The organism is Janthinobacterium sp. (assembly GCF_031995485.1).
Classification (GTDB): Bacteria; Pseudomonadota; Gammaproteobacteria; order Burkholderiales; family Burkholderiaceae_D; genus Janthinobacterium.
Genome location: NZ_DAMAGB010000031.1, coordinates 40,914 through 65,209 on the forward strand (window position 1 = coordinate 40,914; position 24,296 = coordinate 65,209).

Here is a 24,296-nt window from a genome sequence, read left to right on the forward strand (position 1 = left end):
GCGCTGGCGCGCCTACCTGAACGATTGCGGCGCGGTGGTCGGCTTTGTCGAGCCGATGCAGGTATCGGGCCGCGTCACGCGCGTGGCCGGCCTGGTGATGGAGGCGGTCGGCCTGCGCCTGGCCGTGGGCGCCGCCTGCACCGTGCCGCTGCCCAATGGCGGCCGGGTCGAGGCCGAAGTGGTGGGCTTTGAAGGCGACCGCCTGTTCCTGATGCCGCAAAGCGATGTCGAAGGCATCGTGCCGGGCACGCGCGTGTTTTCGGTCGAGCCGGCGATTCCGCGTCCCGGCAGCGTGGCGCACCCGCGCCGCCGCCCCAGCGACCGCGCGCGCCACCTGCCGGTCGGGCCGCAGCTGCTGGGCCGCGTGCTCGATGGCGCCGGACGGCCACTGGATCAGCTGGGGCCGCTGCATACGACCGACAGCGCCCCCATCAATGTGCGCCCCGCCAATCCGCTGGGCCGCGCGCCCATCGTCGACACCCTGGACGTGGGCGTGCGCTCGATCAATGCAATGCTGACGGTCGGCCGTGGCCAGCGCATGGGCCTGTTTGCCGGCTCCGGCGTCGGCAAGAGCGTGCTGCTGGGCATGATGGCGCGCTACACGGAAGCGGACGTGATCGTGGTCGGCCTGATCGGCGAACGGGGCCGCGAGGTAAAGGAATTCATCGAACAGATCCTGGGGCCGGAAGGCCTGGCCCGCTCGGTGGTGGTGGCCGCGCCGGCCGACACGCCGCCGCTGATGCGGCTGCAGGGCGCGGCGTACGCCACCGCGATTGCCGAACACTTCCGCGACCAGGGCCAGAACGTGCTGCTGATCATGGATTCGCTGACGCGCTACGCGATGGCGCAGCGCGAAATCGCGCTGGCGATCGGCGAGCCGCCCGCCACCAAAGGCTATCCGCCGTCCGTGTTCGCCAAGCTGCCGGTGCTGGTGGAGCGGGCCGGCAATGGCGAAGAAGGCGGCGGCTCGATCACGGCGTTCTATACCGTGCTGACCGAGGGCGACGACCAGCAGGATCCGATCGCCGACTCGGCGCGCGCGATTCTCGACGGCCATATCGTGCTCAATCGCCGCCTGGCAGAAGCGGGCCACTACCCCGCGATCGATATCGAACAGTCGATTTCGCGCGCGGCCCACTCGATTACCACCCATGAACACCAGCAAAAGGCGCGCAAGCTCAAGCAACTGTATTCGCGCTACGAGCGCAGCCGTGACCTGATCAGCGTGGGCGCCTACAGCGCCGGCACCGACCCGGTGCTGGACCAGGCGATCGCCCTGCATGAAAAGATTGAAGCGTTTTTGCAACAGCAAATCACGGAGCGGGTCAGCATGGATGAGAGCTTGGGGCAACTTGCCGCTCTGTTCGAGTGATTGAAGCCGTTCTGCCAGGCATATAATTAAACCATGGCATCTCCTTCCCAACTTGCTACCCTGATCGACCTGGCGCAGCGCGAAACCGACGACTGCGCCAAGCGCCTGGGCGCGGCCCTGAAGGCGATCGACGATTGCCAGCAAAAGCTGCAGATGCTGGTGGGCTACCGCGACGACTATGCCCAGCGCTTCGAAGCAAACATGGCCAATGGCATCACGCCCATGGCTTACCGCAATTTCCAGGCCTTCATGCTCAAGCTCGACAGCGCCATCACGGGCCAGCAGCAAGTGGTGCAGCACGCGCAGGCGCGCAGCGAGCAGGAAAAAGCGCGCTGGCAGGATGCGGAAAGGAAACGCATGTCCTACACCACGCTGAATAACCGGGCGCAGGAACAGGCCCTGAAGCTGGAAAACAAGCGCGACCAGAAGGCCATGGACGAACACGCAGCACGACAAGCTTATTACAAACGCTAATTCCCGTTAATACCAGCAGCGCTACCAGGGCACACCATGCAGACCCCGCTCTCCCAGATTTCCTCCCCGAATGCCACGCCGGCGCCGGCCAAGCGCGACATGCCGTCCGGCAGCGCGCCCGATGGCGAGTTCCAGCGCACGCTGAACCGCCAGCTGGAACAGCGCCAGGCCAGCCGCGCCAATGCGCCGTCGCCAGCCCAGGCCGCCAGGCCGGCCGCGCCGGCTGCCCAGGCCACCCAGCCTGCGCAGCCGGCCAACCGCGCGGCCGAACAGGCGCAGGCCAGCAACAAGGCGAGCGACAAGGAAAGCTCTGGCGTCGACGAGGAAGCAGGCGATTCGGAAGAAACCGTGGCGTCGGAAGCGCAGCCGCCAAGCGATCCCATCGCGGAAATGCTGGCCCTGGTGGGCAATGCCAGGCTGGCCACGCAGCCAGCCACCGGCAGCGCGGCAGCAGGCGAAGCGGGCGCGCGCGCGCTGGCCAAGGCCGACGGCAAGAGTCTCGGCGCGGCGCAATTGCTGGCCGGCCAGGCCGGCGAAGCATTGACGGGCGTTAAGGTCGATGCCGATGCCGATCCTGCGGCGGCGGCCGGCTTTGCCGCCAGCCTGGGCAAGGCCCATGCGGCTGCCGCTGCACAGGCTGGCAAGGGCGACGCCGGCAAGCTGGCGCTCGACGCCCAGTTGGCCGCCACCGCCAAAAGCGGTACCTTGACGGAGGCGTTGCCGAAAGAAGCGCCGCCGGACCTGGCGCGCCTGGCCGCGCAATTGCCGGCCGGCGCACTGCAACAGGCGGCCGCCGCCGCCGCCGTGCCCGCCGACAAATTGATGGGCCGCGTCGGCACGCCGGCCTGGGACCAGCAACTGGGCCAGAAAGTCGTGTGGATGGCGGCCGGTGGCGACCAGACCGCCACCTTGACCCTGAATCCGCCCGACCTGGGCCCGCTGCAAGTGGTGCTGACGGTTACCAATGACCAGGCCGACGCCGCCTTCATGTCGGCCCAGCCCGAAGTACGCCAGGCGCTGGAAGCGGCCCTGCCGCGCCTGCGCGACATGATGAGCGAAGCGGGCATCGCCTTTGGCAACGCCACCGTATCGGATGGCAAGGCGCAGCAGGACAGCGGCCAGCGCGACGGTGCCGGCAACGGCCGTGGCGGCAATCAGGGCGGTGGCGTAACGGGCGGCGAAATCGCCATCACCCAGAGCGGTGGCGCACGTGGCCGGCCGACCCTGGGCGAGGTCGATACCTTTGCCTGACCGCGTTTTCAGCTCACTGGGCGCTCAAAAAGCAAGTTGAGCGCACTTGCGCCCTCTTTTCCACAGTTGGTTCTGCGCAGAATTTGCCGATAATGACATAATGGCGTCGTGATCCACTTCCATGCAGTTGAGTACCATTGAAAGCAAATCCAAAAATGAAAGCAGATCCGAAAGCCGATGCGGCCCTGGCACCTGCGGGAGCGTCAAAAAAGAAGCTGATCATTATCATCCTGGCAGCGGTCCTGCTGGCCGGCGGCGGCGGTGGTGGCGCGGCTTGGTATTTCTTGCATGACAAGGGCGATCACGAAGAATCGGGTTCGTCGAAGAAGAAAAAACATGCTGCAACGAAAGCAGGCCCGCCCGTGTTCGTGCCGATCGATTCGTTCACCGTCAACCTGCAGCCGGAAAATGGCGAGCAATATCTGCAGATTGCCTTCACACTGCAGGTAGCGAGTTCGGAAGAAATGGAAACGATCAAGGTCAACATGCCCAAGGTGCGCAGCCGTTTGCTGCTGCTGCTGTCCGGCAAAAAGGCCTCGGAACTCAATACCGTGGAAGGCAAGCAGCAGCTGGCGGCCGAAATCGTCGCGCAAGTCAACCAGCCTTTCGAAGAAAAAGGGCCGGAACAGGACGTGACGGACGTGTTATTTACCGCATTTATCATTCAATAAGCAGCCATGGCCGATAATTTCCTCTCCCAGGAAGAAGTCGATGCCCTTCTGAAGGGCGTCAACGGAGACCAGGACGACGCGCAGGCGCCGGAAGATGTCACGGGAGTACGCACTTACAACCTGGCAACCCAGGAGCGCATCGTGCGCGGCCGGATGCCGACGCTGGAGATTATCAACGAGCGCTTCGCGCGCCTGTTGCGTGTCGGCCTGTTCAACTTTTTGCGCCGCAGCGCCGAAGTGTCGGTCGGCTCGGTGCGGGTGTCGAAGTACAGCGAATTCATCCGTAATCTGGTGGTGCCCACCAACCTGAACCTGGTACACATGAAGCCGCTGCGCGGCACGGCCCTGATGGTATTCGATCCGGGCCTGGTGTTCTTGCTGGTCGACAATCTGTTCGGCGGCGACGGGCGTTTCCATACGCGCGTCGAGGGCCGCGACTTCACGCAGACCGAGCAGCGCATCATCCTGCGCATCCTCGATATCGTGTTCGAGGCGTATACCAAGTCGTGGGAACCGGTGTTCCCGGTCGAGTTTGAATATATCCGCTCGGAAATGAACACCCAGTTCGCCAATATCGCCACGCCGAACGAGGTGGTGGTGGCGTCGACCTTTACGGTGGAACTCGGTTCCGTGTCGGGCCAGATTCACTTCTGCATGCCGTATTCGATGATCGAGCCGATCCGCGATTCGCTCACGTCCAGCCTGCAGGGCGAGGCGCTGGAAGTGGACAAGCGCTGGATCCGCCTGATGACGCAGCAGATCCAGATCGCCGAAGTCGAGCTGGTGGCGTCCCTGGGCACGGCGCGCGTCTCGTTCGACGAGATCCTGAACATGAAAGTGGGCGACATCATTCCACTCAATATCCCCGAACTGATCGCCGCCACCGTCGACGGCGTGCCCGTGATGGATTGCACTTATGGCGTGCTGAACGGACAATATGCATTGAAGGTCGAGAAACTGCTCGCCAATGCCGATAATATCAACAATCATTAAACAATTGACTGCGGGCCGCGGTGCGGCCCGTCCCCGTACAACAGGAGAATGACATGGCTGACAATCTGGACGACCAAAGCGCGGAAGACGACTGGGGCGCGGCGATTGCCGAGCAGGCCAAGGCCGAAGCCGAAGCGCTGCAGAACCAGGCCGCCAATACCGCCAGCGCGGCCAGCGCCGCCGTGTTCAAGGATTTTTCGAAGCAGGCGTCGAAGTCGGAAACGCACAACGATATCGATTTCATCCTCGATATCCCGGTGCAGCTGACGGTCGAACTGGGCCGCACCAAGATCGCCATCAAGAACCTGCTGCAACTGGCGCAGGGTTCCGTGGTGGAACTGGACGGCCTGGCCGGCGAGCCGATGGACGTGCTGGTCAACGGCTGCCTGATCGCCCAGGGCGAAGTGGTGGTGGTCAACGACAAGTTCGGCATCCGCCTGACCGACATCATCACGCCCTCCGAACGTATCCGAAAACTCAATAAATGAAGCCTGGCCTGTTGATTTCCACCGTGCTGCTGCCGCTGGCGGCGGCATGCTGCGTGGCGCAGGCGGCAGAAGCGCCTGCAACAGCCGCAACTGCTCCAGCGGCCAGCGTGACGGCCAGCGCACCTGCAGCAGCGGCTCCCGATACGGCCACGCCTGTCGTGGCGACCGCAGAAATTGCGGCAGCGCCAGCTGCCGCGCCGGCCGCAGCCCCCGCCCTGCCCGCCATGCCGCCCGGTGCGCCGATGACAATGGCGCCCACCGCGTCGAGCGGCAGCCTGCTGCAAACCATTTTCGCGCTGGCGTTCGTGCTGGCCCTGCTGGTCGCACTGGCCTGGGCCATGAAACGCTATGGCCCGAAAGCGCTGGGCGGCAACAGCAAGATGCGCGTGGTCAGTTCGCTCAACCTGGGCGGGCGCGAACGCATCGTGCTGATCGAAGTGGCCGACCAGTGGATCGTGGTGGGCGCCTCGCCCGGCCGCATCAATGCGCTGGCCACGCTGCCGCGCCAGGAAGGCGAGCTGCCGCAGCTGTCGAACGCGCAGCACGGCCCGGCCGCCGCCAATTTTTCCGAATGGCTCAAGCAGACCATCGAAAAACGCAATGGGAAATAAGCAGGCGCAGACGTTGACTACCTTGAAAACTCCCCTGAAGTGGCTATTGGCAGGCTGTGCATTGGCCCTGCCGCTATGGGCGCTGGCCCAGCCCGGCATTCCCGCATTCAACAGCACGCCGGCGCCCGGTGGCGGACAGAACTATTCGCTGCCGCTGCAGACCCTGATCCTGATGACGTCGCTGACTTTCCTGCCGGCGGCCTTGTTGATGATGACCTGCTTTACCCGCATTATCATCGTGCTGTCGCTGCTGCGCCAGGCGATCGGCACGCAGTCGGCGCCGCCGAACCAGGTGATGGTGGGCCTGGCGCTGTTCCTCACCCTGTTCGTGATGGGCCCCGTGTTCGACAAGATCTATACGGACGCCTACCTGCCCTACCAGGAAAACAAGCTGACCATGCAGCAGGCGCTCGACAAGGGCGTCGATCCATTGAAAACCTTCATGCTCAAGCAGACGCGCCAGGCCGACCTGGCGCTGTTCGCCAAGATGTCGCGCACGCCCGCCCTGCAAGGGCCGGAAGACGTGCCGCTGCGCATTCTGGTGCCGGCCTTTGTCACCAGTGAACTGAAAACCGCATTCCAGATCGGCTTTGCGATTTTCATTCCCTTCCTGATCATCGACATGGTGGTGGCCAGCGTGCTGATGTCGATGGGCATGATGATGATGTCGCCGGCCACCATTTCGCTGCCCTTCAAGCTGATGCTGTTCGTGCTGGTCGATGGCTGGCAATTGCTGCTCGGCTCGCTGTCGCAGAGTTTTTATTAGGGACGCATGCAATGACACCCGAAAGCGTCATGACGATGGGCCGCCAGGCCATGGAAATCACCCTGATGGTGGCGGCGCCCATGCTGCTGGTGGCGCTGATCATCGGCCTGATCGTCAGCATCTTCCAGGCCGCCACGCAGATCAACGAAGCGACCCTGTCCTTTATTCCCAAGCTGGTCGGCATCTTTGTCGCCATCGTGGTGGCCGGGCCGTGGATCCTGTCCGTCATGCTCGACTACATGCGCCAGGTATTTACCGGCATTCCGAACCTGGTCGGCTAGCATGCGGCCAGGGTTGATCCCATGCTGACCCTGTCCAGCATTGAAATGAACACCTGGATTGCGGCCCTGCTGTGGCCGCTGAGCCGCATTCTGGGCCTGATCGCGGCTGCCCCGCTGTTCGGCAACGCGGCGGTGCCGGTCAGCGTGAAAGTTACGCTGGGCGCCCTGCTGGCCATGATCATCGCGCCCACCGTGCCGGCCCTGCCGGCCGCCGACCCGCTGTCGCTGGCCGGCCTGCTGATCCTGACGCAGGAAATGCTGGTGGGCCTGGCGATGGGTTTTTCGATCCGCATCGTGTTTGCCGCCATCGAGATGGCCGGCGAGATCAGCAGCCTGACCATGGGCCTGGGCTTTGCGTCGTTTTTCGACCCGCAGACCAAGGGCCGCTCGTCGGCCATCAGCCAGTTCCTGACCATGCTGGCCACCTTGATGTTCCTGACGGTTAACGGCCACCTGGTACTGCTGGCGGCGCTGGCGGAAAGCTTTGTCAGCCTGCCGATCTCGGCCAGCCCGATCAGCGGCGGCGGCTTCCAGCAGCTGGCCGCCTGGGGTGCGGAAATCTTCCGCTCGGGCGTGCAGATCTCCTTGCCGATCGTGGCCGCCCTGCTGCTGACCAACGTGGCGCTGGGCATCCTGACGCGCGCCGCGCCGCAGCTGAACATTTTCGGCATCGGCTTTCCCGTCACCCTGGGCGTGGGCCTGCTGGTGCTGGCGATGGTGCTGCCGTATTTTGCGGTACCGTTCCAGAACCTGTTCCTGCGCGGCATCGAGGCGGCGCGCCTGCTGCCGCGCGGCTTTGCCAACCGCGAGCGGCCGCCACCACCGCCGCCGGCCAATCCGCTGCGGCCGGCGCCGCCGGTTACTCCCATCCCTGCGCCTTAGTGCGGATTCTGTCCGCCACTCAGCGCAAAGCGCCAGCGCCGGCTGTCGAAACGCAGTGTCAGGCCGTGGTATTTCACCAGATAGCGCACGCCGACGGCGGCCGCCGCAAAGCCGGACAAGGCGCCGATGCCCATCGCCCAACGGGGACCGAACACATCGGCCACCCAGCCGACGATCGGCGCGCCCAGCGGCGTGCCGCCGGCCGAGATCGCCAATAATATCGCCATCACCCGGCCGCGCATGCCCGGATCGGTCGACAGCTGCACCGCACTGTTGACGGTGGTGGTAAAGGTTTGCGCGGCAATCCCGATCACCACCAATACGATGCCGAACAGCCAGTAATTGGGCATCACGGCGGCCAGCGCGCAGCCGAAGCCGAACAGGGCGGCGGCGCCCAGCAGCAGCGCCAGGCGCGGCTTGTCGCGCCCGGCCGCCAGCAAGGCGCCGGCCACCGAACCGCAGGCCATGATGGAACTGAGCACGCCATACTGGCCGGCGCCCGCATGGAAGGCCGTGACCGACATGGTGGACAAAAAGATCGGGAAGTTCAAACCGAAGGTGCCGATCAGGAACAGCATCAGCAGCACCGACACCAGGTCGGGCCGCCCGCTGACATAGCGGAAGCCTTCGACCAGGCTGCCGCGCGTGGCCTTGATGCGCGGCGCGCGGCGCAGCAAGGAGGTGCGCAGCAGCAACAGCGAGCCGATCACGCCGGCAAACGAGAACGCGTTGATGATGAAAACCCAGCCGCTGCCGACGCTGCTGATCAGCAAGCCGGCCACGGCCGGACCCAGCATGCGCGCCGCATTGAACGAGGTGGAATTCAGCGCCACGGCATTGGTCAGGTCCTGCTCGCTGACGATTTCCGAGACAAAGGTCTGGCGCACGGGCGAATCGAACGCCGTCACGCAGCCCAGCAGGAAAGCAAATACATACACATGCCACAGCTCCACCCGTCCGCTGATGCACAACCATCCCAGCCCCAGCGCCAGCAATCCCATCGCGGCCTGCGTGAACAGCAGCAGTTTGCGCCGGTCCAGCAGGTCGGCCGCCATGCCGGTCAGCGGCAACAGCAGCAATTGCGGTCCGAACTGCAGCGCCATGACGATGCCGACGGCGCTGGCGTTGTGATGGGTCAGCTCGCTGAGCACCAGCCAGTCCTGCGCGGTGCGCTGCATCCAGGTGCCGACATTCGAGACCAGGGCACCACCGGCCCAGATACGGTAATTGGGATTGCTTAATGAGCGGAAAGTATTGTGCATCTGTGTGGGGAGCCTCCTGGCTTGGGTCAGTAGTGAATGTTGCTAAATTAGCTTCTTTTTTTAACCCAAAAGCAAATGCCGGGGTCGGACCCTCAGGGTCCGACCCCGGCATTTCGCTGTTCGGGTTCAATCGGCCAAACGTTTCAGCAGCGCCATGGCCTGCTGCAATTGTGCTGTTTCGTCTTGTGTCAGCCGGCTCTCGATGGTGCGTGCCAGCCAGTCCTCGCGTGCCGCGCGGCTCGCTTTCACGAGGGCGCGGCAATGGTCGGTCAGGGTCAATATGGTCTGCCGCTTGTCAAGCGGGTCGGGCGAACCCGTCACCAGCTGGGCGTCGCCCAAGGCCTGCACGGTGGCGGCCATCGACTGCGGGCGCATGCCTTCGGCGCGCGCCAGGCTGCTGACAGTGGCCGGGCCATCGCGCTCCAGCCGACTCAGCACCGAGGCCTGCGACGGCGTGACATCGGCGATATGCGCTTCTTCGCGCAGGCGCCGGCGCAGCTTGCAGACCTGGATGCGCAATTCGCTGGCCAGCAGCAGGACGTGTTCGTGGTGGTCGGTGAGGTGCATGAAGGGAAACGGGATATTGAACGGCCTCAAGTATAACAGATAGGCAGTCTACCTGCACAGTTTGCCTGCAGATCATGGATGGATGTAAAAAAGCCGGGGCGGAAGAATCTTCCTGCCCCGGCTAGCCGGCGGCCTCGCCCGGCGTAAGCTAGTTAATATAGTTAAACAGGGACAGTCCCGACACTTGCGTAAAGGTTTTCTGCGCCGCCTGCAGCGTGATCTGCTGCTGGGTGAACAGCGAGACGGTCTTGACCATGTCCAGGTCCTGCAGGTCGGACAGGGTGGCCGAATATTGCAGGTCTAGGTCGTCGCCCGAGCTGGCCAGGTAATCGAGTTCCTTCATGCGCGCGCCCACTTCGGCAGTGACCGACAGCACATTGTCGTAGGCCGTGCTGAGAGTGCTGCTGGCGGCGCTCAGGTTGTTGGCCAGGCGGGCCTGCCCGGCGTCGCCGCTACCCGAGGTACGCAGTGCGCCGATCAGGTTGGTCACGGTGGTAAACAGCGACTCCTTGGCGCTGGGCGCCACGCCAAAGCTGTCCTGGTCGCCAGGCTTGCCGTTGATGACGACCTGCTGGCCGTCAAAGTTGATCGCGTCGCCCGCCTTGTACGTCACCGGCACGGCCGGGTTGGGCACCGTCTGGCCCAGGGTCAGGTCGTTGATGGTGTAGCTGGTGACGGCCGAGTCGCCGGTGCCGCTGACGCTGAACTTGATTTCGTACTTGTTGCCGGTCAGTTTGCTGGCATCGGTGACGGTGCTGCTGGTCACGATGCCGGCGCCGCCGCGCGTGAAATTGCCGCTGTCGGGAGTGACGGTAAATTTGCCGTTGCCCGTCATATTGTTTTCAAACACCGCCGCGCCCGAATCGCTGGTGGCCAGGAAACGCGACGAGCCCACCTGCAGCTCGCGCTGGCCCTGGTCGCCCGCATAGGCGGCGCCGGTCGGCGTCTGGCTGAACGGCTGGGTGCTGGACTTGTAGCCGCCGAACAGGTAGCCGCCGGCGCCGTCGGACGTGTTGGCAATGCCCAGCAAGTCAGTCATGCGCCCTTCCAGCTCTTTCGCGATGGTGGCGCGCTCCTCGTCGCGCAGGCCCGGATTGCCGGCCTTGACCACCAGTTCCTGCACGTCGGCGATCAGGTTGGTGGTGCTTTTCAGCGCCAGCTCTTCCTGCGACAGGAAATTGGTGGCATTCGAGCGGTTGGTCACAAACTGGGTATTGAGCGCCTGCGACTGCGTCACTTCCAGCGCGCGCGCCGAGGCGATCGGATCGTCGGCCGGCGTCAGGTTGCGGCGGTTGGTCGACAGCTGCATCTGCGTGCGGTTCAAGGCGCTCTGCAAATTGTTCAGCTGGGTGCTGCCCTGCTCGTAGATCATTCGTGTGCTGATGCGCATGATGCTGCTCCTGATGGCGGCGGCGATGCCGCTGCAAAATAATGATTAGCGTCCGAGGCCGATGACCACGTCGAACAGGGTACTGGCAATCTGCATGACCTTGCCGCACGCCTGGTAAGCCTGCTGGTAGCGCAGCAGGTTGGCCGCCTCTTCATCGAGGTTGACGCCCGACACGGCCTGCTGCTGGCTGGTGGTCTGTTCGAGCAGGGCCTGGCTGGCCAGCCCGCTGACCTGCACTTCGCGCGTCTTGTTGCCGACGAAACTGACGGTTTCCGCATACGAGCCCTGGAACGTGGCCTTGCCGCCGTCGAGGATATTGGTGGTCTGCAAGGCCGCCAGCGCCGCCGCATTGCGGTTGTCGCCCACCCCGCCCGTGTTCGGCGCGATGGTGTAGGTGTCGCCATTGGCCGGCACGCCCGTCATGGACACGCTGACGCCGCCAAAGCTGAAGTTATCGCCTTCCTTGTAGGGAATACTGGCGGTGCCGGCAGGGTACGTGGTGCTGTTGCCGTCGAGACCCTTGACGGTGACGGCCTTGCCGGCAGGAAAGCCACTGAGTGCATTGGCTGCCTTGTCATACGTCAGCGTGACGGGCGCCGTCAAGGCATTGCCCGCCTCCAGGTAGGTCTTGTCGACCGTGCCGGCGCTCAGCTTGCCGCTGCCGGTATTGCTGACCGGCGCCCCGGTGGTGATCGGCGCGGCGGCCGCCAGCTTGTTGCGGTCGGTAATCAGCACGCCCAGGCCGGCGGCCACGTTGGCGGTCGGCTTGATGACGTAGTTGTCGCCTTCGGCGGCCGTGCCCGAGATCGAGAAATCGACGCCGTCGATGGTCTGCGGCGTGGTTTGCGGATACGGATTGATGACGGTGCGCGCGCCGTCGCTCTGGCGCGTCACGACATAGTTGTTGCCATCATATTTCAGGCTGTAATCGCTGGCCGTCAATGCGGTGGGGTCGCTGATCTTGGCCGACAGCACGGTGGTGTTCGACGCACTGTTCAGGCGGCTGCCGCCGATGACCGGATCGGGGATCTTGAAAAAATCGCCGCCCATGTCGCCGTTCAGGTCCTGGCCCAGCTTGTGCTGGTCGTTGAAGGTGGTCGCCATCGCCGCGGCCACCTTGCCCAGCGAATTCTGCACCCGGTCCAGGGTACCGCTGCGAAACTCCAGCAGGCCGCCCAGCGAGCCGCCCGTCAGCGCGTTTTCCGGCAAGATCGTCACGTTGGCGCCCGTCACATAGCCTACTTCGACCCGGTTCGGGTCGGTCAGCGAAGGCGTGTCGGCCAGCTCGAAACTGCGGTTGGCCACGACCAGCGGCTGGCCCGAGCCGATCGACAGGGTAAGCGTGTTGTTCGACCCCGGCTGGGCCGTGGTCTTGATATATTTGTTGAGTTCATTGACCAGCTGGTCGCGCTGGTCCAGCAGGTCGTTCGGCTGGGTCTGCGGATCGACCGTCAGCTGCGAAATCGACGTATTCAGTTCGGCAATCTGCTTGGCGTAAGTATTGATCACCGCCACGTTCGAGGTGATCTGCGAATCGACGCCGGAACCGATTTCCGACAGCCGCCCGCTCAGGCTCTGGAAGCGCGCCGTCAGCGAACTGGCGCTCGACAGCAGGGCCTGGCGCGAGGAGACCGACGACGGGTTGGAACTGAAATCCTGCACGCCCTTGAAAAAATCCTGCAGCGACGGCGACAGGCCGGCCGTGGAGTCGGCCAGCAGGTTGTCGATCTGGCTGATCTGCGTGTAATAGGCGTTGAGCGAACTGGTGGTGCTTTGCGCCGCATTGACCTGGGTCGACATGAAACTGTCGTACTGGCGCTTGATCTGCGACACTTCCGTGCCCGTGCCGACATAGCCATAGCCGGCGAAGTTGGCGTTCGCCGTCTGCTGCTCGACGGTCTGGCGGTTGTAGCCGGCCACGTTCACGTTGGTGATGTTATGGCCGGTCGTCGACAGGCCCACCTGCGCTGCGAGCAAGCCACTTTTACCGATGCTGAGTAGATTCGAGGTCATGGTGTCTTTTTAGGTTCCTGTCATGATTGTTTACGGCAGCGGCGCGGAAAACTTGAAGCCGGCGTTCGGCGCCGGCCGCCGCAGGCCCTATCCGACCAGCGAACCCTTGATGATTTTTGTCAGTTTGGCAGCATAGTTCGGGTCGGTGGCATAGCCCGCTTTTTGCAGTCCCTGCGCAAACGCGCTGGCGTCGCCGGCATTGGCCAGCACTTTTTCATAGCGTTTATTGCCAGTGATTAATTGCGCATAATCCTTGAAACTGTCGGCATAGCTGTCGTAGGCGCGGAATTTCTCGACCTTGCGCTGCGCCTTGCCATTCACGTATTCGGTGGTGACCGCTTCCGTGACCTTGCCCTTCCAGTCGCTGCTGGCCTTGATGCCGAACAGGTTGTGGCTGCTGCTGCCGTCGCGGCCGATGATTTCGCGCTTGCCCCAGCCCGTTTCCAGCGCCGCCTGGCCCAGCATGAACTTGGCCGGAATGCCGGTGCTCCGGCTGGCTTCTTCCGCATGCACGCCCAGCTTTTCCTGGAACGCGCGCACGTGCGGCGCCTGGGTCGAATTGGCCTTGTCGCTCAGCGTCTTGCCGGCCCCGGTCCCGGTGGCGGCGGCGGCGCCGTCGGTGGCCGCGCCCTGCTGCTGGCGGAACGCGGCCAGCGCCGCCGCCATGCTCGACGAACGGGGCGAGGCTGCCGCTTCCGCTTCGCCATCGACGGCCGGGCTCAGGGTCGAGGACAGTTGCCGCAGCAGTACATCGGCCAGTCCGGTGCCGCGCTTGGCCAGGTTCTGGCTGGTCTGCTGGTCCAGCATCGAGGTGTACATCTTGCTTTGCTGGCTATCCATGATGCCGTCCTGCGGCGACGCGTCGCGCATGCTTTTCATCATCATGTTGATGAACATGGCTTCAAACTGCGTAGCCGCCTCTTTCAGCGCGGCGGGATCCTTCGCCCTGGCGGACTGGCGCAAGCCATCCATGCCCTTGACGTCGTAGGCGGCGGTATTGCTGAGGTCGGTCTGGCTGATCATGGCATGCCCCTCGATCAAATGATTTCAAGTTCGGCGCGCAGGGAACCCGCCGCCTTCATGGCCTGCAGGATGGCCAGCAGGTCCTGCGGCGAGGCGCCGATGGCGTTAAGGGCTTTCACCACGTCGGACAGCGCGGCGCCGCCCTTGACCAGCATCACCTTGCCTGGTTCCTTCTTGATATCGATCTGCGCCGTCTGCGTCACCACCGTGGTGCCGCCCGACAATGGCGGCGGCTGGCTCACTTGCGGCTCGGTATTGATGGTCACCGACAGGTTGCCGTGCGAAATCGCACAGGTTTCCAGCGTCACCGACTGGTTCATCACCACCGAACCGGTGCGCGCATTCATGATGACTTTCGCGGCCAGGCGCGCCGGATTGACTTCGATGCTTTCCAGCTGGCCCAAAAAGGCCACGCGCTGGTCGCTGCCGGCGGGCGTGCGCACCTGGATCACGCGTCCGTCGAGCGCGGCGGCCGTGCCGGGGCCGTAGCGGCTGTTGACGGCGTCGACCACCCGACTGGCGGTGGCAAAATCGGTGGCGTTCAGTTCCAGGCGGATGATGTCGTTGGCGCCCACCGCGCTGGCGACGCTGCGCTCGACCGTGGCGCCGCCCGAAATGCGGCCCACGCTCAGATGGTTGACGGTGACGGAGCTGCCGGCCGCCTGCGCGCCCACGCCGCCGACCAGCACATTGCCCTGCGCCATGCCATACACCTGGCCATCGGCGCCCTTCAGCGGCGTCATCAGCAAGGTGCCGCCGCGCAGGCTTTTCGCGTTACCCATCGACGACACCGTCACGTCGAGCATCTGGCCCGGCTGGGCAAACGCCGGCAGGGACGTCGTCACCATCACGGCGGCGACGTTTTTCAGTTGCAGGCTGGAGCCTTGCGGCAGGTTGATGCCCTGCTGCTGCAGCATGGCGGCCACGCTCTGGATGGTAAACGGCGTCTGCGTGGTCTGGTCGCCGCTGCCGTCCAGGCCCACTACCAGGCCGTAGCCCATCAGCTGATTCTGGCGCACGCCGGCAATGCTGGCCAGGTCTTTCAGGCGCTCGGCCTGGGCCAGCGGCGCGATCATCGATGCCGCCAGTGCGCAGGCGGCCAGCAGGCAGGGAAAAGTCACGGTCGCCATGATCAGAACGGCAACAGGCTGAGGAAGAAGCGCGAGGCCATCGAGGCCATTTCGGCGCGGTCGATCTGGCTGTTGGTGCGGTATTCGACGCGCGCGTCGGCCACCTGGGTCGACGGCACCACATTGCCGATGCCGATCGTGTCCGGATTGACCATGCCAGAGAAGCGGATGAATTCGGTGCCCTTGTTCATGGCAATCTGTTTCTCGCCGGCCACGATCAGGTTGCCGTTCGGCAGTTCCTCGATTACCGTCACGCCGATCGTGCCGGAAAAGGTGTTGCTGGCCGACTGGTTGTCGCCAGCGGAGTTGCTGAGCTTGCCTTCCACCGCCACCGAGCCGCCGAAGCGGCCCTGCAGCAGGCCCGGCGTGCCGAAACTGGCGCTGTTCGATTTGTTGCCCGAACTGGCGCCAGCCTTGACGGCATTGGTGCGCTCGGTAATGGCGATCGTCAGGGTGTCGCCCACATGGCGCGCGCGGCGGTCTTCGAAGGCCGGACGGTAGGTCGACGGCTGGTAGATGGCGCCATTGGTGGCCACCACCGGTTCCGGCATCGGCGCGCGCGTGGTGGTCGGGTAAGGCACGATCGAGGTGGGAGTAACCGCGCAGCCGGACAGGACGGCTGCAGCAAGAATGGCAAGAACGGGATAACGCATGAGGAGCCTCCGATGCCATCCGGAGGCGGATGGCATGACAACAAAAAGTATTAAAGCTGGGACAGTTTCTGCAGCATCTGATCGGACGTGGTGATCGCCTTGCTGTTGATCTCGTAGGCGCGCTGGGTCTGGATCATGTTGACCATTTCTTCGGCCACGTTGACGTTCGAGGTTTCGATATAGCCTTGCAGCAAGATACCGGCGCCGTTGGTGCCCGGGGTATTGGTCTGCGCCACGCCCGAGGCGCCCGTTTCCATGTACAGGTTTTCGCCTTTCGATTCCAGGCCGGCCGGATTGACGAAGGTGGTCAGCTGCAGCGCGCCGATCTGCGAAGGCGCCGTCGTGTCGGGCAAGGTGACCGAGACGGTGCCGTCGCGCGCCACGGTCAGGCTCAGCGCATTGGTCGGCACGGTAATGGCGGGCTGGATCACGAAACCTTCGGACGTCACCAGCTGGCCGTTGGCGTCGGTCTGGAACGAGCCGTCACGCGTGTAGGCGGTGGCGCCATCGGGCAGCAGCACCTGGAAAAAGCCGGTGCCGTTGATCATCACGTCGCGCGAATTGCCCGACGCCTGCGGATTGCCCTGGGTATGGATGCGCTCGGTAGCCACGGTGCGCACGCCGGTGCCGATCTGCAGGCCCGACGGCAGCTGGGTCTGCTGCGACGACTGCGCGCCAGGCTGGCGCACGTTTTGATACAACAAGTCTTCGAACACGGCCCGCGACTTCTTGAAGCCGGTGGTGCTGACGTTGGCCAGGTTATTGGCGATCACGTCCATCTGCGTCTGCTGCGCTTCCAGGCCGGTCTTGGCAATCCAAAGGGAACGAATCATGATTTTTCTCCAATAACAGCGCGCGCAGGCCCTGTGAACAATTTCTATGTGACCATTATGCGGGCCGCCTTATCAATTCAAAGCGAGGATCTGGGTGGCTTTCGCGGCGTTATTCTCGGCATTCTTGAGCAGGCTCATTTGCGTTTCAAACTGGCGCGCCAGCGCAATCATGGTCACCATCGAGTCGACCGGGCTGACATTGCTGCCTTCCAGCGCGCCGGTGGTCAGTTTCACCGTCTGGTCGGCCGGCGCCACGCTGCCATCCTTGACGCGAAACAGGCCGTCGTCGCCGCGCACCAGCAGCTGCTCGGGCGGGTTGACCAGCTTGATGCGGCCCAGCACCGTCGACGGCCCGGGCGGCACATCGGTCGAAATGGTGCCGACCGTGCCATCGCTGGCGATCGACACCGTCACGCCCGGCGGCACGGCCAGCGGCCCCGTATCGCCCTGCACCATCAGGCCGGACTGGGTTTGCAGCATGCCGTTTTCGTTCAGTTTCAAGGCGCCGTTGCGGGTATACGCTTCCGAACCGTCGGCCGACTGCACCGCGATCCAGCCGCTGTTTTCCACCGCCACGTCGAGCGCGCGGCCCGTGTGCTGCATCGGGCCCTGCGTGAAATCGGAGCCGACCGTCGAATCGACGACAAAGGTGCGCGTCGGCATCATGCCATCGGCCACCACCGGCACCGCGCGGAACGAATCGAGCTGGGCGCGAAAACCCGTGCTGGTCGCGTTCGCCAGGTTGTTGGCCGTGGTCGCCTGCTTCTCCATGATGTGCTTGGCGCCAGAGCTGGCGGTATAGATAAGACGGTCCATTTTTCTCTCCGGTGGGGTCGGACCCTTCGGGTCTGACCCCGGCATTTAACGGGTAATTAACGCAGGTTGACCAAGGTTTGCAGAATCGAATCCTGCGTCTTGATGGTCTGCGCATTGGCCTGATAGGCGCGCTGGGCAGTGATCATGTTGACCAGTTCGGCCGTCAGGTCGACGTTCGACACTTCCACCGCCGACGCGCGCAGGTTGCCGGCCGTGCCGGTGCCCGGTTCGCCGATGATGGGGCCACCCGAAGTCGAGGTTTCCGCCCAGGCATTGTTACCGAGTGGCTGCAAGCCGTTCGGATTGGTGAACGAGGTCAGGATGATCTGACCCAGGTCGCGCGTCTTGCCGTTGCTGTACTGGCCCTGGATGATGCCGTCGGCACCCACCACGAAACGGCTCAGCTGGCCAGCCGCGTAGCCATCGGCCACGGTTTTCTTTTCGCTGGTGGCAATGCCAAGCTGGGTCGAATTGCTGAAATCGACCTTGATCGCCAGGGTGCCATTGGCGCCGGTGGCCGGAATGATCGGCAGGGTGACGTCGACCGGCAAGGTTTGCGGCGGATTGAGCGCCAGCATGGCGCCCTTGTCCAGGCTGCCGACGCTGTTGAAGATCAGCGAGCCGGTCTTGACGGCTGGCACCACGGTCGCAGCAGCGATGGCCGCATCGATCTGGTCCGGCGTGCGGCCCGCATTGACGCCGTTGGCCACGGCGCTGCCGTAGGTAGCGGAAATCGCCCCCAGTTGCGCTGCATTCGCGCCAGCGGCGCCGGCGGCCGTGCTGACGGCGGCGCCGGCCGCGTTCGCATAGGCAATGGCGGCGGCGGCGACGTTGGCCGTCACTTGCGGCACGGCCGTCACGGCAGCCTGGTAGGCGGTACGCGCAGCCAGCGCGGCCGGGTCGGTCTGCAGCGCGGAGGCGGCCTTGGCGCTGGTCACTTCCAAGTCATCGGACGCTGTATACACGTCCCAGGTATTGGTACCGGTTTTCACATAGAACATCGACATGGTGTGCGCATTGCCCAGCGAGTCATAGACCGCCACGGGAATCTGCTTGTTGTACGAAGTCGGGTCCGTCATGCTGAACGGCACCGTGGTCGGCATTTCCGAGTTGGAATTCAGGTTGACCTGGGTGTCGACCTTGGTGGTGGCCTGCGGGTTCATGTCGCCCGGATCGATCTGCAGCGCCACGGGCGCGCCGGCCAGCACTTTGCCGTTGGCATCGACCGGATAGCCGGTCAGCTGGGCGTTCTGGGCATTGATGATGAAGCCGTTCTTGTCGACCTGGAACTGGCCATTGCGCGAATACTGGATGGTGCCGGCCGCATTGGTACGGAAAAAGCCGCCGCCGTTGATGGCGATATCGAGCGGATTGGACGAGGTCTCCAGGTTACCCTGGGTAAACGACTGCGCCACTTGCGAGACCGCCACGCCGATGCCGGCCTGGTTGCCGGACACGCCGTACAGCGAACTGGCGTAAATGTCGGCAAACTGCGCCTGCGACTGCTTGAAACCGACGGTGCCCGAGTTGGCGATATTATTGCCGATGACGTCCAGCGATTTGGCGGCGCCGTTCAAGCCGCTCAGGCCTTGTTGGAAAGACATATTTGCTCCTGGTAAGGAATTTTTTCGTTAGTAATCAGGGAGCAGCGGGTTTCAGGCTGCAAGGGAGTTTTGCAACACTTACAGAATCTGCTTCACGTCGGCCATGGTGATGCTGCCCACGCCGGGTACATTCAACTTCACGCCAGCCGTGCCGGTCGATACGCTGGCCACCGAACCGAAGGTCAGCCCGACCGCATCCTTAAGTTTTTCGCCGCCGCGCGTGGCCACCACTTCAAAGGTGTAGCTGCCGTCGGCCAGCACGATGGCCTTGCCGGCCGCATCCTTTTCACCGGTCTCGCCATTCCAGCCCAGCGGCAGGGTACCCGCTTCCTGCGCGCCCAGGTCAATCGAATGGACTTCCTTGCCGGCCGTGTCGTAGATGACGACCTTGACGCTGTCGGCCGCCGTGGCCAGGTCCACGCCCAGCAGCGCGGCGCTCTTGCTGAGCGTAATGCCCTTGCCGGCGGTCAGCACGCCGTGGCCGATGATATTGGCTGCCTGCATCGATTCGGCCTGCTGGTAGCTGGTCTTCAGCGTTTCCAGCGTCGAATTGAGCTTGTTGACGCCGGTGACCGTCGACAGCTGCGCCAGCTGGCTGGTCAGCTGCGCATTGTCGAGCGGATTCATCGGATCCTGGTTCTGCAGCTGCGTGACCAGCAGGGTCAGGAACTTGTTGGTGTCTTCTTCCACGCTGCCGGCGGCGGCCGTGCTTTTCTTCGGATTCATCGTCGCCATCAAATCGGTGGTGACGGCGGGGGTGCTGGTATCGATAGTTGCCATAATGAGTGCGGCCTTACTGGCCGAGCGTGAGTGTTTTCAGGAGCAGCGACTTGGCCGCATTCATGGTTTCCACGTTCGTCTGGTAGGAACGGGAAGCGGACAGCATATTGACCATTTCATCGACAGTATTGACGTTGGGCATGGTGACATAGCCCTTCTCGTCGGCCAGCGGATTCTTCGGGTCGTAGACCAGTTTCATCGGCGACGGGTCTTCGATCACCTTCTGCACCTTGACGGCCGTGCCGCCATTGGCCAGCGGCACCGCTTCGAACACCACCTGCTTGGCGCGGTAGGCTTCGCCGCTGGCGCTGGTGGCGCTGTCGGCATTGGCCAGGTTGCTGGCCACCGTGTTCAGGCGCTGCGCCTGGGCGCTCATTGCTGAACCGGAAACATTGAAAATATTAAACAGCGACATGATTATTGTCCTCCCTGGATGGCCGTCAGCATGCCCTTGATCTGCGAATTGAGCAGCGTGATGCTCGCCTCGTAGCGGATCGCATTGTCGGCAAAGGCATTGCGCTCGAGATCCATGTCGACCGTATTGCCGTCGACGGCGCCCTGGGCCGGCGCGCGGTACAGCAGCGGCGTGCCATCGGGCAGGGTTTCGACCTTCGCACCGGCGCCGGTGGTGGCCGCCACGCCCTTGCCCGGCAGATGCTGCGGCGCCGTGCCCGTCAAGGCCGGTGCGGCGCCCTCGCTGCGCGCCAGCACGCCTTTCAGGGCACTGGCGAAATCGACATCGCGCGCCTTGTAGTTCGGCGTATCGGCGTTGGCGATATTCGAGGCGAGCAGTTCCTGGCGAGTCGAACGCAAGCTCAGCGCCGTTTCGTGGAAGCGCAGGTAATCGTCGAGTTTTCCTATCATGTCAGGCTCCGGAAAAGTCCGCCACTGGCGCCTGCATGGCGGAAGGATGGCGATATATATGATGACAGGAAAGATAGTACGGTTCTCGGCAGCAATGCCATCGCCCGAGCAGACCGTACTTTCGCCCCTTAATCATCGCTTCAAGGGCGCCCGGCGCGACTATCATGGCAGTATTCCAGAGGCCTATCATCATGAAAATTTCTTCCCTCTCCCTGTGGCTGCTCGCGGCGCAGTTTGTTGCTCTGGCGCCACTGGCGCAGGCGCAAACAGCGGGACGCCAGTCGCCGGAAGCGCTGCGCCAGACGGTGCAGCAGTTCCTGCAAGTGCAGAGCAATGGCCTGCCGGGACAAGTCACCGTCACGGTCGGCGCCGTCGATCCGCGCCTGAACCTGGCCGCTTGCCCGGCACCACAGGCCTTCATGGCGCCAGGCAGCCGCGCCTGGGGCAAGAGCACGGTCGGCGTGCGCTGCACCGCGCCGGCCAGCTGGACCATCTATCTACAAGCGAACGTGGCTGTAGTGGGCGACTATATCGCCAGCGCCGTGCCACTGGCGCAAGGCCAGACCATCGCTGCCAGCCAGCTGGTGACGATGCAGGGCGACCTGGCGGCCTTGCCGGCCGGTATCGCCACCAATATGGAGCAGGTGGTGGGCGCCAGCACCAATATGTCGCTGCCGGCCGGCACACCGATGCGCACCGATACGCTGCGCCGGCCACCGGTCGTCAAGCAGGGCCAGCTGGTGCGAGTAGTGTCAAGCGGCAATGGTTTCCAGGTAGCATCAGAAGGCCGCGCGATCGGCAATGCCGGCGAAGGCCAGGTGGTACAGGTGCGCACCCAGGGCGGACAGCAGATCAGCGGCGTGGCGCGCACGGGCGGCCTGGTGGAGGTGGCATTCTAGGCGCCTGTTGCGGGCAGGCATAAAACTTGTATGGACAGCGATATAGTCGTCTGGCACACTAAAGTTTCAGGATTAGTGGCCGATAAAGACTCATATCCCGGAGTTTTTTGACTTCGACCAGACGAGGATCACGTTGTGAAAATTACCGATAACATCAAAAGCAATCCCGGCCTGCCGGTCACGCCGGCGGCCACGTCCGGCGCCCGCAATGCCGAGAAGGCGCAAGCAACTCCGGCATCGTCGGACAGTGTGCGCCTGTCCCCGCAAGGACAGGCGTTGGCGACCAGTGCAACGACCAGCAGCAATGGCGTGTTCGACACCAAGAAAGTCGAACGCATCAAACTCGCGATTGCTGACGGCCAGTTCCAGGTCAATTCTGAAAAAGTGGCGGACGGTCTCCTCGACACGGTCAAGGACCTGCTGCACTCACGAAATAGATAGGTTCTCTCATGCAATCCGTGACTCCGTTTTCCAGCCTGCGCGATGAGCAAGCGCTCATGACTTCGTTGCTGGCATTGATGAAACAGGAACAGCTGCATCTGGTTGCAGCCGACATCGATGCATTGTCGGACATCACGGTACGCAAGACAGCATTGATCGGACAATTGAGCCAGCTGGCGCAGCAGCGCCATCAGGCGCTGGCCGCAGCCGGTTTTGTGGCAGCCGAAGAAGGCATGGACGGCTGGCTGGCAATTGCCGGCGAGACGGATGCGGCGCCACTGTGGGCCGACCTGCTCGACACCACGCGCGCGGCCAAGGAACAGAATCGCCTGAACAGCCTCCTGGTCAACAAACACCTGCTGCACACCCAGGGCGCACTGAACGCCATGCGCCCCCCTGCCCAGAGCGGCAATTTCTACGGCCCCAGCGGCCAGACCACCACCAATACGGCCAACCGCCGCGTCGTGATCGGCTGATTTGCCGATCGCGCAGTTGCGCCCCGTTCAGGGGCGGCTTGTTTGCGCGCGCGCAAAGGCGCGTTGCCGCTTGCACCTATGCTGGTATCTGGCACATGCTGCAGCACGAGCAGGCAGACCTTGCCCCGCTGACAAAGATACTCCTTTCCGCTGACGCTGCTGCCTCGCCCCGCATCCGGCGCCGCGCGCCGATGCAAGCCGATCAATTGCAAACAGCACAGGAGCATCCATGAACGTCATTCACTTCCCGCATGCCAGCGCGGCGCTGCTGCTTGGCTGCAGCCTGCTGGCACCGGTTGCCCACGCCGGGACCCAGTCTGTGTATTACGGCAATCTTGTCGCCAATACCACCGTCACCACGCCACTGCTGGCGCAAGACACGCTGTTTATCGACACCTTCACCACCGAGCGCGGCGCGCTGTCGCAGACCACCACGTTTACCGTCGGCAACGGCGTAGAGACGTTTGCCGGCAATGCCGCCTGGCTGGTCAACACGGCCACCGACTTCGGCCCACGGCTGGTGGGCGTCAACATCGACCTGTTCGACTCATCAAACAGACTGCTGCAATCGGACAGCTTTGCCGGGGTGCTGGGCGGCTTTGCGCACTCCACCTTCGGCGGCCTGCTGGGCCCGGGCACGTATACCTTGGTCGCCACCGGCAACGGCGTGCGCGATTCCTCGCTCGATATTGCGCTGACCCTGGCCGTGCCCGAACCGCAAACCTATGTGATGCTGCTGGCGGGACTGGGCTTGCTCGGCTTTGCCGCCTGGCGGCGCGCCAGCGGCGCCACGCACGGTAGCAGGCGCTGGCAAATGATGCGTTTCAAGCCGGCTACGCCAGCGTAATCGCTGCGCGCCACACCACGGCAGCCGGGCCGGCGCGCTTGCGCATGCCGCGAACTTGCCTCAGCCATGGGCCGGTCGCCCGGTCTGCTGGCGAAACCTGGCGGCAATGGTCTCGGCCTTGCGCGTGGCGGCCGCCTGCTGCTCGGGTGTCAGTTCATCGCGCAGCCAGTGCCAGTAGCTGTCCTGGTACGGGTTGGTGGCGCCGGGAGCGAGCATGTCGTCATAGGCCATGCGCAGGGCCAGCAGGTAGCCATAGGCCTGTGGCGCATCTTTTTTGACGACATCGCCGTCGGCCAGGTAGGCCATCATCAGCGTGCTGACGCTGGTCAGTTCGGCCTGGTCGGCCTGCGCCGTCAGCTGCGCGATCGCCTGCTGTTTCCATGCCAGCACCAGCGGATCGTCGGGGCGGCTGCGCAGGGCGCTGCGGTCACCGAACGGACCCTCCTGCATGAAACGGGTGGCCGCGCCCGGCACCCCGCCCTTGGCGGCGGCGGCCAGGTAGTCGAGGCGCGCGCTTTTCTGGCGCTCGGTAAGATCAGCGCACAACTGATTTTCAGCCTGCTTTTCCTCGGCCGTCATTTCGCTGCCGCGCTCGAATTCCAGCGCCGGCAGGCGCCCTTCGCGCTGGAACACGAGGCAGTCGTCGAGCAGGTTGTAGGCGGCATAGGCATCGTCGGCGCTGCCGCTGGCCGCCAGCTGTTCCAGCTGCCGCGCCAGGGTGGGCGCGGCGCTTGCCGGCAGTGGCGCCGGCAGGGCGTCGATGGCGAAATAGGAAGACAGGCTGCGCCCTGCCGGCGATGGCGTCAGCGCTGCCGGTATTGCTGCCTCGGGCGCCGGCCAGCAGGCCCAGGCCAGCGCCGCCAGCGCGGCACCCGTAATCAGGACGTGGCGGGTGCGCATCGGCCGTGG

General features: G+C 63.9%; 28 protein-coding genes. 14 read left to right on the forward strand and 14 right to left on the reverse strand.

The features are described from left to right. Window positions 1-55: 55 nt before the first annotated feature. From fliI to fliR, 10 genes are all read left to right on the forward strand, one after another. The gene (fliI, locus tag RTQ46_RS17045) at window positions 56-1,372 is read left to right on the forward strand and encodes a flagellar protein export ATPase FliI (RefSeq protein WP_312438435.1); all 1,317 of its coding nucleotides are present in this window, start codon (window positions 56-58) and stop codon (window positions 1,370-1,372) included. A gap of 33 nt (window positions 1,373-1,405) precedes the next feature. Further along, window positions 1,406-1,846 (forward strand): flagellar export protein FliJ, encoded by a 441-nt coding sequence (gene fliJ, locus RTQ46_RS17050; protein WP_312438378.1) that lies wholly within the window; start codon window positions 1,406-1,408, stop codon window positions 1,844-1,846. Window positions 1,847-1,882: 36 nt separating this feature from the next. Next, window positions 1,883-3,097 (forward strand): flagellar hook-length control protein FliK, encoded by a 1,215-nt coding sequence (locus RTQ46_RS17055; RefSeq protein WP_312438380.1) that lies wholly within the window; start codon window positions 1,883-1,885, stop codon window positions 3,095-3,097. A 155-nt stretch (window positions 3,098-3,252) separates the two neighbouring features. Then, on the forward strand, window positions 3,253-3,768 hold the full coding sequence (gene fliL, locus RTQ46_RS17060) for a flagellar basal body-associated protein FliL (RefSeq protein WP_312438382.1): 516 nt from the start codon (window positions 3,253-3,255) through the stop codon (window positions 3,766-3,768). Between the two features lie 6 nt (window positions 3,769-3,774). After that, window positions 3,775-4,761, forward strand: a complete 987-nt coding sequence (gene fliM, locus RTQ46_RS17065; protein WP_065306849.1) for a flagellar motor switch protein FliM — start codon at window positions 3,775-3,777, stop codon at window positions 4,759-4,761. 53 nt (window positions 4,762-4,814) lie between these two features. Further along, on the forward strand, window positions 4,815-5,249 hold the full coding sequence (fliN, locus tag RTQ46_RS17070) for a flagellar motor switch protein FliN (RefSeq protein WP_308924916.1): 435 nt from the start codon (window positions 4,815-4,817) through the stop codon (window positions 5,247-5,249). Continuing rightward, window positions 5,246-5,860, forward strand: coding sequence for a flagellar biosynthetic protein FliO (fliO, locus tag RTQ46_RS17075; protein ID WP_312438385.1), 615 nt, complete (start codon window positions 5,246-5,248; stop codon window positions 5,858-5,860). The genes fliN and fliO overlap by 4 nt, the downstream gene beginning before the upstream one ends. Continuing rightward, the gene (fliP, locus tag RTQ46_RS17080) at window positions 5,850-6,626 is read left to right on the forward strand and encodes a flagellar type III secretion system pore protein FliP (protein WP_312438387.1); all 777 of its coding nucleotides are present in this window, start codon (window positions 5,850-5,852) and stop codon (window positions 6,624-6,626) included. The genes fliO and fliP overlap by 11 nt, the downstream gene beginning before the upstream one ends. 11 nt (window positions 6,627-6,637) lie before the next feature. Next, window positions 6,638-6,907 (forward strand): flagellar biosynthesis protein FliQ, encoded by a 270-nt coding sequence (gene fliQ / locus RTQ46_RS17085; RefSeq protein WP_308924913.1) that lies wholly within the window; start codon window positions 6,638-6,640, stop codon window positions 6,905-6,907. Between the two features lie 21 nt (window positions 6,908-6,928). Then, window positions 6,929-7,789: a flagellar biosynthetic protein FliR gene (gene fliR / locus RTQ46_RS17090; RefSeq protein ID WP_312438389.1), complete on the forward strand. Its 861-nt coding sequence runs from the start codon at window positions 6,929-6,931 to the stop codon at window positions 7,787-7,789. On the opposite strand, the gene RTQ46_RS17095 is transcribed toward fliR, so the two are convergent. The 13 genes from RTQ46_RS17095 to flgB form a co-directional block, all read right to left on the reverse strand. Then, entirely contained in the window at window positions 7,786-9,051 is a 1,266-nt protein-coding gene (locus RTQ46_RS17095; RefSeq protein WP_312438391.1) for an MFS transporter, read from the reverse strand. The genes fliR and RTQ46_RS17095 overlap by 4 nt on opposite strands. Window positions 9,052-9,177: 126 nt before the next feature. Next, entirely contained in the window at window positions 9,178-9,618 is a 441-nt protein-coding gene (locus RTQ46_RS17100; RefSeq protein ID WP_312438393.1) for a MarR family transcriptional regulator, read from the reverse strand. Window positions 9,619-9,766: 148 nt separating this feature from the next. Next, a complete protein-coding gene (gene flgL / locus RTQ46_RS17105) occupies window positions 9,767-11,008 on the reverse strand; it encodes a flagellar hook-associated protein FlgL (protein WP_312438394.1) in 1,242 nt (413 codons plus the stop codon). A 45-nt stretch (window positions 11,009-11,053) separates the two neighbouring features. Further along, on the reverse strand, window positions 11,054-13,021 hold the full coding sequence (gene flgK, locus RTQ46_RS17110; protein WP_312438396.1) for a flagellar hook-associated protein FlgK: 1,968 nt from the start codon (window positions 13,019-13,021) through the stop codon (window positions 11,054-11,056). An 87-nt stretch (window positions 13,022-13,108) separates the two neighbouring features. Further along, entirely contained in the window at window positions 13,109-14,044 is a 936-nt protein-coding gene (gene flgJ / locus RTQ46_RS17115; protein WP_312438397.1) for a flagellar assembly peptidoglycan hydrolase FlgJ, read from the reverse strand. A 14-nt stretch (window positions 14,045-14,058) separates the two neighbouring features. Next, complete coding sequence (locus RTQ46_RS17120) at window positions 14,059-15,174, reverse strand: flagellar basal body P-ring protein FlgI (protein WP_312438399.1); 1,116 nt, start codon at window positions 15,172-15,174, stop codon at window positions 14,059-14,061. A gap of 2 nt (window positions 15,175-15,176) precedes the next feature. Beyond that, window positions 15,177-15,827, reverse strand: coding sequence for a flagellar basal body L-ring protein FlgH (locus RTQ46_RS17125; RefSeq protein ID WP_312438401.1), 651 nt, complete (start codon window positions 15,825-15,827; stop codon window positions 15,177-15,179). 50 nt (window positions 15,828-15,877) lie between these two features. Beyond that, complete coding sequence (gene flgG / locus RTQ46_RS17130; RefSeq protein WP_312438403.1) at window positions 15,878-16,660, reverse strand: flagellar basal-body rod protein FlgG; 783 nt, start codon at window positions 16,658-16,660, stop codon at window positions 15,878-15,880. Window positions 16,661-16,732: 72 nt separating this feature from the next. Next, a complete protein-coding gene (locus RTQ46_RS17135; protein WP_312438405.1) occupies window positions 16,733-17,476 on the reverse strand; it encodes a flagellar basal body rod protein FlgF in 744 nt (247 codons plus the stop codon). Window positions 17,477-17,532: 56 nt separating this feature from the next. After that, complete coding sequence (locus RTQ46_RS17140) at window positions 17,533-19,080, reverse strand: flagellar hook protein FlgE (protein ID WP_312438407.1); 1,548 nt, start codon at window positions 19,078-19,080, stop codon at window positions 17,533-17,535. A 78-nt stretch (window positions 19,081-19,158) separates the two neighbouring features. Then, window positions 19,159-19,860 (reverse strand): flagellar hook assembly protein FlgD, encoded by a 702-nt coding sequence (locus RTQ46_RS17145; protein WP_312438408.1) that lies wholly within the window; start codon window positions 19,858-19,860, stop codon window positions 19,159-19,161. Between the two features lie 13 nt (window positions 19,861-19,873). Further along, window positions 19,874-20,275 carry a flagellar basal body rod protein FlgC gene (flgC, locus tag RTQ46_RS17150; protein ID WP_312438409.1) on the reverse strand — a complete coding sequence of 134 codons (402 nt, stop codon included), beginning with the start codon at window positions 20,273-20,275 and terminating at the stop codon, window positions 19,874-19,876. A gap of 2 nt (window positions 20,276-20,277) precedes the next feature. Further along, window positions 20,278-20,724, reverse strand: a complete 447-nt coding sequence (gene flgB, locus RTQ46_RS17155) for a flagellar basal body rod protein FlgB (protein WP_312438410.1) — start codon at window positions 20,722-20,724, stop codon at window positions 20,278-20,280. A 191-nt stretch (window positions 20,725-20,915) separates the two neighbouring features. Between flgB and flgA the strand changes: the two genes are divergently transcribed. The 4 genes from flgA to RTQ46_RS17175 all read left to right on the forward strand — a co-directional run bounded on the left by flgA (window position 20,916) and on the right by RTQ46_RS17175 (window position 23,387). After that, on the forward strand, window positions 20,916-21,623 hold the full coding sequence (flgA, locus tag RTQ46_RS17160; RefSeq protein WP_312438412.1) for a flagellar basal body P-ring formation chaperone FlgA: 708 nt from the start codon (window positions 20,916-20,918) through the stop codon (window positions 21,621-21,623). A 135-nt stretch (window positions 21,624-21,758) separates the two neighbouring features. Next, the gene (gene flgM / locus RTQ46_RS17165; protein ID WP_312438414.1) at window positions 21,759-22,064 is read left to right on the forward strand and encodes a flagellar biosynthesis anti-sigma factor FlgM; all 306 of its coding nucleotides are present in this window, start codon (window positions 21,759-21,761) and stop codon (window positions 22,062-22,064) included. 8 nt (window positions 22,065-22,072) lie between these two features. Then, window positions 22,073-22,540, forward strand: a complete 468-nt coding sequence (locus RTQ46_RS17170) for a flagellar protein FlgN (RefSeq protein ID WP_312438416.1) — start codon at window positions 22,073-22,075, stop codon at window positions 22,538-22,540. 229 nt (window positions 22,541-22,769) lie between these two features. Then, window positions 22,770-23,387, forward strand: coding sequence for an FxDxF family PEP-CTERM protein (locus RTQ46_RS17175; RefSeq protein ID WP_312438417.1), 618 nt, complete (start codon window positions 22,770-22,772; stop codon window positions 23,385-23,387). Between the two features lie 60 nt (window positions 23,388-23,447). On the opposite strand, the gene RTQ46_RS17180 is transcribed toward RTQ46_RS17175, so the two are convergent. Beyond that, window positions 23,448-24,287, reverse strand: a complete 840-nt coding sequence (locus RTQ46_RS17180; RefSeq protein WP_312438419.1) for a hypothetical protein — start codon at window positions 24,285-24,287, stop codon at window positions 23,448-23,450. Between the last annotated feature and the right edge of the window lie 9 nt (window positions 24,288-24,296).